The following is an 11,528-nucleotide window of genomic DNA, read 5'->3' on the forward strand; positions in this document are numbered from 1 at the left end:
TGCTTCCGTTCAACTAGAGCGAGACATTTTTACTTTGCTCGGGGGCGCAAAATGCGTTTTTCAGTCTTTTGCATCGCAGCTCTGCTTGCCGGTTGTGGCACCAACGCGGACCTAGGGAATCCTTTCGTTGAGAAAGTCAGCGCTTTCTCGTCAGCCCTGACGGCCCAAGACAACTTGGAGGTCGACCTGATGAAGGACTTTGCCCGCAAGTCCGAACAGCTCAGGTTTATTTCATACGATACCTATTCATGTGGTGATCCGGACGACAAAGTCGTTCAGGACCTCGAAAACTACTACCGCAATGCAAGCGTTCGGTTTCGGAAGACGGACTACGCAGTTCTCCTTGAGGCGCGCATCGATGTGCGATCGAAGGATGCAATCCTCGCTGCTCTCGCGAGCTATGGAGACCTCATTTCAGACATCTCCAGGCATTACAAGGCGATCGACACCACGATCGGTAAGGCAAGTACGGTCCTGACGACATTCAAAAGCTCCGAGCTTATCCCGGAGGCATCGCTCGTCCTCGGTGCCCTGCAGTCAGTTCTCACCATCGCTCAAACCATAGAGAAGTATACAGCTGAGACAGCTATTCGTGCTGCCGCCCTGAACATGAGCGAGCCGCTGTCAAAAACGGTGAAAGCGCTCAGCAAAAAGAAGACGCTGCTTTCGCTTACAGGACCGGAAGCGCTGGCATTCAGTTATTGGGATGCATGCGCGCTAGAGCGTCTGCGGTTCATTCGTGACTATTATCCTTCCATCCACACCAGGACAGAAGCGAGGCGCGACGAAATCCTGAAATCGCATCTGGCCGGCACCACCCGAACAAGCGTGCTGGATTTTGCCCGGGAGTACGCGGTTTATTTGGGCGAGCGCGAGACGTTTGTTGGAAGGCGTCCCGATTATCTGCAGCTATTGAAACATATTGCCGAAGCGAACGCGAAACTCATCACTCTATCTGGTAATGACCTACTCGACGCGGCAAACAATGTCGGTGCCATGACAACCTCAATCGCCAAGGCGTCTAATGATTTGCGCAAAGCGGGCTATTAGAAAATCTTTTGGGAGTGTCAGAGATGGTCTCTAGTCCTTTCCATGTCTACGGACCTTATCCGATAGACCGTGGGAATGTGTTTTCCAGTCGGTGGCAATCGGGTGCCTGGGGATTCGTTGACGAAGAAGTGCAGGGTCTTTCCTATGCTCGCGGCGCTTACTTGTTATCTCTGCGAAACAAGGGAAACTATAAGCCGTTGTATGTCGGCATCACTCACAGGCAGGACTTCCGCAGGGAGGTGTTCAACAAGAATAACCTCCTTAAGATATCGCATGACTGGCGAGCCGCTAGGGGCACCATCTGTCTACACCTGCTTGCGAAGCCGAAAGCCAGCCGCAGCGGCTTCTCGAAGCGGATCACCGCCGAGGAATTGCGATGGCTGGAAGTGATGTTAATGTTTTCTGGGCGGAAGAAGAACCCGGACCTTCTGAACAAGAAGCACATGAAGTTTCTTGATTCTGTTCAGATCCAGGATGTGACGAGCAGTGAAAGGCCGCGAGGAAAGCGGCCGGAGCGGATAAGCAGCTTCTTAAATGCGGTCGACTGGTGACTAAGAGCCCAAACATCCAGGCAGTTAAGCTAAGCGCGCTACTTTTGAGCAATCTTGAGAGCTTCATGACTGCCTGTTACCTCTATACTCGGGTGTATGCCCTGTACGACAAGATTTCCGCGCTCTACGGACCGTGCTCGGAAAATATACACGACTTCGAAGAACGGGGCAGCCTCTCATCTCTCAAGCGCATCACTTCGACGATGGTGCTCTTCGTCGCAGATTCGTGCGGGCTTGAGCCGATCGCGAAGCAGCCTGCTCTAATTTTAGCCGCAACCAATTTCTCTCCCCGACCGAATGGAACATGGCTTCGCGCGTCTAGTAGACGCAACTGAGCGAGTTTCGTCCATTGTGTCTGTTTTCTCGTTTGCGATTGCTGACACTCCTTGTCTTTGCCGACTATCGGCACCGATAACCTCTGCTGTTTGATGGAAAAGCCGCGCGCCGTTGGATTTCAGCCACTGGCGAATATCGGGGCTATTTGTATTCAGCGCCGCAAACACGGCGCTGCTGATCGCCTGTTGTTGGCGCCGGAGATGATCCTCCAGGAGCCGAGGGCGCGTAATGTAACCGGCGTTCACTCCCGGAATAGCATGGTTCATCAGCAGTTTTGCATCGAACTCCGAGACGCCGGCTGCGGCGGCGATGGTGCGGAAGCTTTGTCGCAGATCGTTGCCCCATTTCGACAGCGTTGCTCGATCTTCTTTCTGCTCGGCGATATGCCCCGACACGCTGTCGGCTGGGAATATCCATCGACGCGCGTGCGAGGGATGCATCTGATGTCCAAAGCGAATGACTCGGATCAGGCAGCGGATCATTTCGCGAGATAGGGGAATATCGAAGGCTCGCTTGGACCCGCCTTTAGGCCTGGGGATGTGCAAGATCCGCCTTTTGAAGTCGATATCGCTGGGAGTTGTTTCCTGCAGCGCGGTCGGTCGACATCCTGAAAGCAGCGTGAAGAGATGGAATTCGCGGCGGATTGGATTGTCCAATGCGGACAGTTCGGCAAACCAGGACTTCAGATCACCTGGTCCCATACCGGTGTCGCGTCGCTTCTCTCCATTCCAGTCGATGGCCCCGACAGGATTATCGGGCGGCAAGGCCTTGTTGGCTTTGCGGGCGTGGGAATAGATCGCCCGGAGAGTGCGCATGCTGCCATTCGCGATATAAGGCCCGTTCTCCCGGGTGATCTCGTCATGTCTGTCGACCACCTTTGCAGGATTGCGGCCCAGATCGTCCAACGGCGTGTCGAGCCATTTGACGAAGATGCGCTCGACGTGATCCCGATAGCTCTCGATCGTGCGCTCGCTGCGGCCCTTCCGGACCATGTGGGCGTCGCGATATCGCTCCCAAGCTTGCCTCAGCGTGATGCCGCCCGGATGGTCTGCTGTAGAGCTATCCCCGCTGGCCGCGACGCGGCTCAGTTTCGATCCGGGTTTGGGATGCTGACCCCGGCTTATCTGAGCCAGATATTCCTTGGCAGTTGCGCGGGCCGTCCTTGTTGAGAGTTCTTTGACGTCTCCAATTGCGACCCGGATCGATGTCGCCCGCTTGCCGTCTCCGCGGAGGTCGCCTTGGACGGTGAAGGTTCGTTTCCGCTTTCCGATGACGACGAAGAAGCCCTTCAGTTCGGTGTCGCGCGCCAGGTACCAGCCCTCGCTCGGGGACGGCAGGCGGGCGATTTCCTTGTCGGTCAGCAGGAGGCGGACGTCGGCCATCAGGGCGCTCCAAAACTAAAACGGTTTTTCAAACGGTTTTGGCAGATCGGGGAGTTCGACGGTTCGGCCCCGACGTTGTACGAGGGTGTACGATAAATGTCTCGAAATTAAGGACTTTTTCGTCTATCGTTGCGCTGTGGCGTACAGTCGGATAGCGTGGCGAAGCAATGTTTTTGAACTACGAATCTGAGGGTCGGACGTTCGAATCGTTCCGGGCGCGCCATTCGCCGATGATATCCCACCCATTGAATTGCCGATCCCATCCGCTCCGATCGATGTCCAACGGGTCATGTTATGTGACGGGGCCGCAGGAGGTCCGTCTTGAGCCGTTTCTGGTCAGAGCTCGCGTACGGGCTGTCGCCCTATGTGCCGGGCGAGCAGCCGCAGATCCCCGGTCTCGTCAAGCTCAACACCAATGACGGCCCGTTCGGGCCGTCGCCGAAGGCGAGCGAGGCGATCCGAGCCGCTGCGGCCGATCCGTTGCGGCTCTATCCCGATCCGCAGGCGACACGGCTGCGCGAGGGATCGAACGGCACCTACTATTGCTTCGCCTTGCGAAACGGGAGCACGAAGCTCAACACCGTCAGCGCCATCAGCGCGCTCAGGAACATTGTCAGGGAGACGTCACGCCACACCGGGCCGGTCCCCGTCGCGCGTCGTTAGGGATATCGTCACAGCTTGCCTCCTCGCGCGCTCGCCGACATCAGGCGCGCTCATGTGGGGCGCGCTCAGACATAGTCCACGCTGACGCGGGTGTCGCCGCCGATGACGAGATATTCGCCTTCGCCTTTCAGCGCGTGCGACGTCAGCAGGCTGTTGAAGAACACGACCTTGCTGACGGGAATCCGCGCGGTCAGGATCATGTCGCCGAAGCAGCTGGCGGTGTCGCGGTCCGAGGAGAACGACACGAGATTGTTGAGCCGCATCACCGCCTCGCGGCGCGTCGTCCGCTCGATGATCCAGTGCTCGTCGAACGAATTGACGCCGCGATAGAGCGTGAGATGCGTTTCGTCAGGGAAGGCGAAGCGGCGGATCGCCCACTGACAGAACTCGAACAGCAGATCGAGCTGCACCCAGATCGCGTTGTTGTGGAAGCGGCTCGACATCTTCTCTTCCACATAGCTCGTCCAGGCCCGGCTCGCCACGCGCTCGATGATCTCTTTGTGGTAGGACGGGCCGAGGCCGAACCGGCTTTCGACCCAGCCCTTCAGGACGGCGCCTTCCGGGCCGTTGCTGTCGAACCCCCAGCCCTGGATCAGCCGCAGGAACGAGGAACGGAAGCGCCTTTGACCGGTGCGCTGCTCCGGGTCGAGGCCGAACATCGCCATCATGTAGCTGGAGAAGGCCTGGCCGGCCTCGGCGAGATGCTCGGCCTGATCGAGCATCGTGAACAGGCTGGGGTTCATCTCGGTGACGCCCCAGATGTGCAGCGGCACCGCGCTGTCGTTGAAGGCGCAGCTCGCCAGCCATTCCGAGGGACGCCCCACGAGATTGGTCGAATGGCCGATGCCGCGCCGTGTCGGCCGTGCTGCGTCGCTCATGGCCGGCATGATGCCGCGCCGCATGCGAACAGGAAAGGCTTTGGTATCAACCGCGGCGCCGAGCGATTGATTGTCAGCTGCAGCCGCCGCAACCGCCGCCGCCACCATCGCCGCCCCCGCACCCTCCGCCGCCGCAGCCACCCCCATTGCCGCCGAGGGCTTTCGAGGTCGCGAGCACCGACGCATAGGCGGTGCCGGACAACACCATGGCGCCCGTCAGTGCCACGGCGAGCAGCAGCTCATGCTCGCGTGGTGCACGTGCTGCACGCGCGTGGGAGGCCTCGTAGCTCTTCAATGCGTCTTCGCCGGCGCGGGTTCGCAGCGGCGCGGATGCGAGCGGCAGCGTCGCGAACACGGTGCCACCGAGGAGAAACATCAGAAATTCGACATCGTGGTGCCGCGCGTGGCCCACGACCGCCTTGACGATGCCAAACAGCATGAGAGCGCCGACGAACTGCAGCACCGAGCGGCGGAAGGCGCTCATCTGCGCGCTGCTTGGGCAGTAACCCAGGGTCCGAAGACGCTGCTGAAGGCGCCGGGCGAGCGGCTCCAGTGCGGTCTGGAATTGCTCCCGCGTCATGTCGGGCTGGAGCGCGAGGCGTGGCGGCTGCTTGATCAGGGCCGCCAGCGGCGCCTGATCTGAGACCGTGATCTTGTGGTCGCCGGATGTGAAAGTGACGGCGTTCTGCACGGCGAGCCCGAGCAGCACGGCATCGCCGAGCCGGCGATCGCCGCCAGCCAGATAGGCCAGCTCCAGCTCGCTCAGGGGCTGGATCATCGAAGCTGCCGGACCGATCGTCCGTCGCCACCGATACGCGATCCAGAACAATAGGGCTGCGCTGCCGACATACAGCATGATGAACGGGCCGGCAGTCCAGTCGAACGGATTGAGCGGCAAGCAATCATCTCCTCAACAGTCGCCGCAGCCATGCGCGCGGCCGCGGCAGGGTGAGCCAATCTCTACGGTCGGCGACGAAATAGCGCGGGCCGGCGAAACGGATATGTGTCGCAGGCCACAGATCGGGGCTGGGCGGCCCGAAGAAGCGTTCGTGCAGCGCCAGGGTCTCGGCATATTGGCGGCGGTAGGTCATCTGCGCGTCCGGCCCGCCCGGGGTCGGATCATGATGCAGCGGGGACTGCAGCCGCTCACCGCACCACATGGTCCAATAGTCGCGCGAATAGATCAGGTGCTGATGCCAGACCTCGTCGACCACCTCGCTCGGCGTCACCGGCATCGGTGACACCATCGCGAGAAAGCAGAAGCGCCGATAGGCGCCGATGGCGGCGCGGGCCTCGTCGAGGCTCCAGCCATGATCGCGCGCCAGACGCTGGGTGAAGTTGAACGGCGTGTCCGGCTCGAAATCATGCGCGGCGATGCGCCGCCATAACTCCTGTCGCGCAGGCGTCCAGTCCGGCTCGCCGGCCCGGACATCGACCTTGAGCTGCGCGCGCTGTACCGAAGGGTCTCGGAGATCGTGCACGGCTGGACGATAGCATGGCAGCGCGCCGAGTTCCATGGGGGGGCCGCAGGCTGGTCCAATTGGGCGTCAGCCGCCCAGGCGCACCCTGGTCTGTGCCAATTTGCGCCACTCGGCGTCGAGCCGCGCGGCGAGGTCGCGCGCGGCATCGGGTGACAGCAACTGCGCGATGGCCGGTGCCTCGATCGGGTCGACCGCGGGGAGCGTGGCATAGCCGAGATTGGCTAGGCTCGTGCGGAGCGGCGGGTGGGTCGAATCCGGGTGCTCCATCGGCTCCTCGCCCATCGTCTTGGCCGCGGCAGCGGCGAGCGCGTCATGGTCACGGATGGCGGCGAGATGGCTGGACATGCGCTGCAGCGGCGTGGCCGGCAGGCTGATGGCGCCGAGCATGTCGGTCTCGAGGGGCGCAAAGACCAGCTCGCGCAGCCTCGCCGCGCCGCCGGCGATCAGCACGAGCGATCGTGCCATCTCGGCGGGTCCCATCAGCGCCGCCGCGCGCCGGTCTGCGGCCAGCTCGTTCTGGCGTGACAGTGCGCGATACTCCCTGTTGACCCATTCGAGCATCGCGCGCAGCAGAAATGCCGCGATCCGGCCGGTGATGGTGCGATCAGGGTTCGCGTAGTGGAGAACGTTCTCGCAGGCGCGCAGAAAGTCGAACAGATTGCCAGAGCCGGTGATGTGACGCAGCTCGGCATGGGCGACCTCATGGGCGATAGTGGCGCGGATGGCCCGCTCGTCGAGGATCATCAACAGCGGCAGTCCGACGGTCATCGTGACATGCTGGCGGAAGATGCCGGCATAGGAGCGCGCTTCGCCAATCGACGCGTTGAAATCGGCGTCGAAGCGCAGGCTGCGTCTCGGCTTGGCGAAGGCCGGGTCGAGCTCCCGCCAGATTCGCCACAGCGCGGGCGCCGTCGCTTCGTCCAGGACGTTGCTCCGGTCGCACCGCGCTGGCACGAACAAGATTCCGAGCGCCAGCGCGACGGCAGCCGCGATCACGCAGAACATGATGGGCGCGGTGGCCAGCACAAGCCGCGTAGAGTGGTCCAGCGCGAGCAGCCAGATGAAGAGCAATCCGCCAGCCAGCCCGACCAGGGGCAGAACCGCATAGCGGCCGAGCAACAGGATGGATGTCAGAACAAGGCGCTTCATCGATGTCCCATGCGATCGGAGCCGTCGACGGCTCGCCCATCATCCGTCTCTTTCGATGGCCGTGATCCGAAAGTCGCCCTGCGCGCGGAGCAGCCGCTCGACGGTGGCGGACAGCTCGCCCTCGGCCAGCATCTTTGTTGCGGCGGAAGAGACGGTCGCGCAGGCTCCGGCGTTCGTTGATCGCAATGATCCAGTGAAAATCCTGATTCGACTCCGGCGCCGAGCATGTAGGACATCGGCCCCCTCGCCGCGTAGGCATACCAGCCCCAATCTTCAGCCGCGGGGTCCGTCGTATCGTAGCCCAGCGTCCGGAGTTCGGAGCACAGCCACGCCAGGACAGCCTGTCCTGGAATCGGGTTGATCGGATTGGGGGGCTCGGCGGCAGGATCGAAGCGGTCAGTGATGACATAGATCAGATGATGCGCCATGTCGCTCCCGCTTGCCTGTTTCCTGTCAGCTGCCTCGGGCTGCGAGCTACACGCCACCGTCCTCCGGGCGTACCAGCTTGATGTCTTGCGCCGCGGCCCACGACCAGATGTCCTGGCGCTTCAGCGCCGTCGCCATCAGCTCGGGAAACTGGTGCGGCGTGCAGGCGAACACCGGGCAGCCGAGCGAGGCCAGGATCGCGGCGTGCTTGGCGTCGTAGGCCGGGCGGCCATCGTCGTTCAGCGCCAGCAGCACGATCAGGTTCACGCCGGACGACACCAGCGCCTTGGCGCGCGCCAGCATCTGCTCGGCGATGCCGCCCTCGATGAGGTCGCTGATCAGCACCATGTGCGTCCGTGTCGGCTCGTGCACCAGCCGCTCGCAATAGGCCAGCGCCTGGTTGATGTCGGTGCCGCCGCCGAGCTGCACCGAGAACAGCACCTCGACCGGATCGGCCAGTTCCTCGGTGAGATCGATGATGTTGGTGTCGAACACCACGAGCTTCATCGCGATCGCCGGGATCGAGGCCAGCACCGCGGCGAAGATCGAGGAGTAGACGACGGAGGTGCCCATCGAGCCCGACTGATCCACGCAGAGGATGACCTCCTCCAGATTCGTCCGCCGCGACGCGCGGGCGTGGCCGATCAGGGTCTCCGGCACGATGGTGCGATGCTCGGCCTGCCAGTGGCGCAGGTTCTTCCCGATGGTGCGCGGCCAGTCGATGTCGCCGGGACGCGGACGCCGGGTGCGGCGGCGGCGGTCGACCGCGCCACGGATGGCCTCGGTGGTGCGCGCGTCGAGCTTCTCCATCAGCTCCTTCACGACCTTGGCCACCACCTCGCGCGCCGTCGCCTTGGTTTTCTCGGGCATGACTGAGCGCAGTGCCATCAGGTCGGCGACGAGATGCACGTCGGCTTCGAGAGCGGCGAGAAACTCCGGCTGCAGCAGCATCTCCTTCAGGCCGAGCCGCTCGAACGCGTCCTTCTGGATCACCTGCACCACGGGCGCGGGAAAGAACTCCCTGATGTCGCCGAGCCAGCTCGCCACGCGCGGCGCCGAGCCGCCGAGCCCGCCGCGGCGGCCGCCGCTGCGTTTGCCGCCGGCGCCGGCGTCATATAGCCCGGCCAGCGCCGCATCGAGCCGGCGGTCGCGATCGGACAGGCCGGCTTGATCGTCGCCACCGAGAACGAGGCGCCAGCGGCGATTGCGCTCGGCCTCCGCATCACTGCTCATGTCGGTCATCCCTTCATAGGCCGGTCCGCGCCAAGGATCGTCAGCAGCAAGGGCAGCGCTGCGTCGAAGCCGGCCGCGCTGGACGGCAACGGCGCCAGCGGCTGCAACGGCGCGGCGTCGGTCGCCGTCGACATGGCGGTCGGACGCTGCCTCGCTAGCTCATCGAGCAGCCGCCGCCGCTCGCTGCGGTCGAAGCCCGCAAAGGCGCGGCGCATCACCGGCAGCAGATTGTTGAACGCCTCGTCGTCGATTGCCGCCAGCCAGGCGTCGATGATCCGGCGCAGCGCCTGATCGTGCAGCAACACCTGGCCGCTCTGACCGAGGAAGCCGTCGAGCCAGTCGCCGGCCTCCAATGTCGGTACGCTGTGCGACAGCGCGCGCGAGAGTGCCAGCGCCGTCTGCTCGGGCCGGACGATGCCGTGATCGTACAGCGCGCGGCTCGCCAGTCCCTTCAACAAGGGATGTGCCGAAGTGTCGTTGGCGACGAGCGTCAACGCGCGCCGCCATCCCTCGCGCAGGCCGGTGTCCTCGATCAGGCCGATCGCGGCGTCGAGCCGCGCCAGCTTGCCGCGCAGATCAGCCGCGACGTCCGCCTGCAGGCTGCGGCAGGCATAGACGAGGCCGGCGCAGATCGTCTCGACCAGGCTGATCACGAGGAGGCGCAGCGCCTCTGTCGGCAGCGCCCGCGCGGTGCCGTAGCGCAGGATCTCGGCGAGCGGCGGCACGGCTTCGGTGAGAGCGGCGACGTCGCTGGTCGCCGCCGAGCGCTGTTGCAGCAGCGCGATCGTGGTCTCGGCGGCCTCGCTCAGACCGGCCTCGAGACAGCCGCTCACGATGGCGGCGACCGTGTTCAGCGACGCCGCCGCTTGCGCGTTGCTCACCGCGGCGTTGCCGGCGGCCTGCGCGACCGTCGTGCCATGGACCAGCGCCTCGACCAGACGCACTGAGAATTCCGGTTCCCAGCGCAGCCGCCAGTTCTCGCGAAAGGTGCCGCGACTCTGCCCCGAGCCCTGCAGCCGTCCCCACGGCACCTGGATCAGCGCGAGACGATGCAGCAATTGCGATTTCGCAAGGCCCGCCTCGCTGCGCAGATCGAGCGCGAGGTCGCTGTCGAGCGCCTCGGGCTTGAGCTTCAGCTTGCGTTGCCAGCGCGCGAGATCGGCGGCCAGCGGCATCTGCGGCACGCTGTCGTCGATCTCGCCGACACGCTGGCCGATGATCAGCTGCTGCTCCATCAGGCGGAACAGTGCGGTCTCGCCCTCGCAGAGTGTGGCGAGGCTCGCCTCGCGCATCTCTGCGAGGCCAGGCAGCGCGACGTCGCGCAGCGCGGCGAGCGTGATCGCCAGCCGCGACGCTTCGATCACGGCGGCCGTCGATGCCGGCCGGCCGTTCCGGCGCAACAGCTCGGCGACGCGTGCCTGCCAGCGTGTCGTGAAGCCGGTCGCGTCGCGTGTGGCGACCTGACGATGCTGTAATCCTTGCCAGAGATGCGCGTACCAGCCGGGAGAGATCACGCCGGCCCCATAGCCGGAGCTGGCGGCAAGCCGCGTCTCGGTCCAGGGCACCCATGTCGCGGTCACCTTGATCTGCGGCAATCCCTTCAGCAGGGCGCGATCGTCCTTCAGGGCGACCTTCTTGCGCAGCGCCGGCACGTGCCAGGCGCCGCACACGACGCCGACTGGGCCTTCATGCTCGCTCAGCGCAGCGGCGATTTGCAGGCGCATGTGCGCTTCGCGGCGCAGCTCGCGCTGGGCCTCGTCGGCGGGCTGATAGGGCAGCGGATCGATCGTCTCCCGCAACGCCGTGATCGCAGCTTCCAGCGCGGCAAAGATCTCCGGTCCATGCGTGCCCTGCTCAACGATCGCGTTCCACCAGGACTCGCTGTCGTCATAGCCGGCGAGCGTGGCGAGATAGGCCAGCGGATCGCGCCGAATCTGTGCCAGCTCCGGGTCGGTGGGCTCGGGCGGATCTTGCGCAGCCGCGTCGGCGTCCTCAGGCGTGGCCTTGCCTTCATCATCCTCCTGCTTCGCCGCCTTAGCCCGTTCGGCGAGCCGATGCGACGCCGGCAGATCGATGAAGCGGACCGGTCGCTGCTTCGCCAGCGCCCAGCGGATCGCCTGCCATTCCGGCGAGAACACCGCGAACGGGAAGAAGCTGGCATTGCTCGCATCGTCCTGCGCATGGACCAGCAAGGCGATGGGCGGCACCATCGCCGGCGATGCGGCGAAGGAGATCAGCTCATCGGCGTCCGGCGGTCCCTCGATCAGCACGACCGCGGGATCTGCGGCGTCGAGCGCCGCCAGCACCGCGCGCGCCGAGCCCGGTCCATGATGACGGATGCCGAGGAGGTGCAGACGATCGGGCGAGGCTGCGGCCACG

At 64.0% G+C, this 11,528-nt stretch carries 9 protein-coding genes and 1 pseudogene; 3 read left to right on the forward strand and 7 right to left on the reverse strand.

Annotation, left to right across the window (positions count from 1 at the left end):
- Positions 1-51 precede the first annotated feature (51 nt).
- Positions 52-1,050 (forward strand): hypothetical protein, encoded by a 999-nt coding sequence (locus QX108_RS24150; protein ID WP_315783354.1) that lies wholly within the window; start codon positions 52-54, stop codon positions 1,048-1,050.
- Between the two features lie 23 nt (positions 1,051-1,073).
- The gene (locus QX108_RS24155; protein ID WP_315783356.1) at positions 1,074-1,601 is read left to right on the forward strand and encodes a hypothetical protein; all 528 of its coding nucleotides are present in this window, start codon (positions 1,074-1,076) and stop codon (positions 1,599-1,601) included.
- Positions 1,602-1,867: 266 nt separating this feature from the next.
- Here the strand turns inward: QX108_RS24155 and QX108_RS24160 are convergent, their stop codons facing one another.
- On the reverse strand, positions 1,868-3,319 hold the full coding sequence (locus QX108_RS24160; RefSeq protein ID WP_315783358.1) for a tyrosine-type recombinase/integrase: 1,452 nt from the start codon (positions 3,317-3,319) through the stop codon (positions 1,868-1,870).
- Between the two features lie 321 nt (positions 3,320-3,640).
- Between QX108_RS24160 and QX108_RS24165 the strand changes: the two are divergent.
- A pseudogene (locus tag QX108_RS24165) lies at positions 3,641-3,841 on the forward strand (histidinol-phosphate transaminase); the annotation flags it as partial.
- A gap of 206 nt (positions 3,842-4,047) precedes the next feature.
- Here QX108_RS24165 and QX108_RS24170 read toward each other — a convergent pair.
- From QX108_RS24170 to QX108_RS24195, 6 genes are all read right to left on the reverse strand, one after another.
- On the reverse strand, positions 4,048-4,869 hold the full coding sequence (locus QX108_RS24170) for an NAD(+)--dinitrogen-reductase ADP-D-ribosyltransferase (protein ID WP_409998551.1): 822 nt from the start codon (positions 4,867-4,869) through the stop codon (positions 4,048-4,050).
- A gap of 64 nt (positions 4,870-4,933) precedes the next feature.
- Positions 4,934-5,716, reverse strand: coding sequence for a TIGR04222 domain-containing membrane protein (locus tag QX108_RS24175; protein ID WP_315783362.1), 783 nt, complete (start codon positions 5,714-5,716; stop codon positions 4,934-4,936).
- A gap of 46 nt (positions 5,717-5,762) precedes the next feature.
- Positions 5,763-6,377 (reverse strand): hypothetical protein, encoded by a 615-nt coding sequence (locus tag QX108_RS24180; protein WP_315799609.1) that lies wholly within the window; start codon positions 6,375-6,377, stop codon positions 5,763-5,765.
- Between the two features lie 30 nt (positions 6,378-6,407).
- Entirely contained in the window at positions 6,408-7,460 is a 1,053-nt protein-coding gene (locus QX108_RS24185; RefSeq protein WP_315783366.1) for a M48 family metallopeptidase, read from the reverse strand.
- Between the two features lie 504 nt (positions 7,461-7,964).
- Positions 7,965-9,149 carry a VWA domain-containing protein gene (locus QX108_RS24190; protein WP_315783368.1) on the reverse strand — a complete coding sequence of 395 codons (1,185 nt, stop codon included), beginning with the start codon at positions 9,147-9,149 and terminating at the stop codon, positions 7,965-7,967.
- 5 nt (positions 9,150-9,154) lie between these two features.
- Positions 9,155-11,527: a DUF5682 family protein gene (locus QX108_RS24195; protein ID WP_315783370.1), complete on the reverse strand. Its 2,373-nt coding sequence runs from the start codon at positions 11,525-11,527 to the stop codon at positions 9,155-9,157.
- Between the last annotated feature and the right edge of the window lies 1 nt (position 11,528).

This window comes from Bradyrhizobium sp. SZCCHNR1002 (genome assembly GCF_032381435.1).
Classification (GTDB): Bacteria; Pseudomonadota; Alphaproteobacteria; order Rhizobiales; family Xanthobacteraceae; genus Bradyrhizobium; species Bradyrhizobium aeschynomenes.

What these genes read in the sequence shown, in the direction of transcription:
- QX108_RS24150 (WP_315783354.1), top strand. Translation starts at nt 52, where the DNA reads ATGCGTTTTTCAGTCTTTTGCATCGCAGCTCTGCTTGCCGGTTGTGGC.
- QX108_RS24155 (WP_315783356.1), top strand. Translation starts at nt 1,074, where the DNA reads ATGGTCTCTAGTCCTTTCCATGTCTACGGACCTTATCCGATAGACCGT.
- QX108_RS24160 (WP_315783358.1), bottom strand. Translation starts at nt 3,319, where the DNA reads ATGGCCGACGTCCGCCTCCTGCTGACCGACAAGGAAATCGCCCGCCTG.
- QX108_RS24170 (WP_409998551.1), bottom strand. Translation starts at nt 4,869, where the DNA reads ATGCCGGCCATGAGCGACGCAGCACGGCCGACACGGCGCGGCATCGGC.
- QX108_RS24175 (WP_315783362.1), bottom strand. Translation starts at nt 5,716, where the DNA reads ATGCTGTATGTCGGCAGCGCAGCCCTATTGTTCTGGATCGCGTATCGG.
- QX108_RS24180 (WP_315799609.1), bottom strand. Translation starts at nt 6,377, where the DNA reads ATGGAACTCGGCGCGCTGCCATGCTATCGTCCAGCCGTGCACGATCTC.
- QX108_RS24190 (WP_315783368.1), bottom strand. Translation starts at nt 9,149, where the DNA reads ATGAGCAGTGATGCGGAGGCCGAGCGCAATCGCCGCTGGCGCCTCGTT.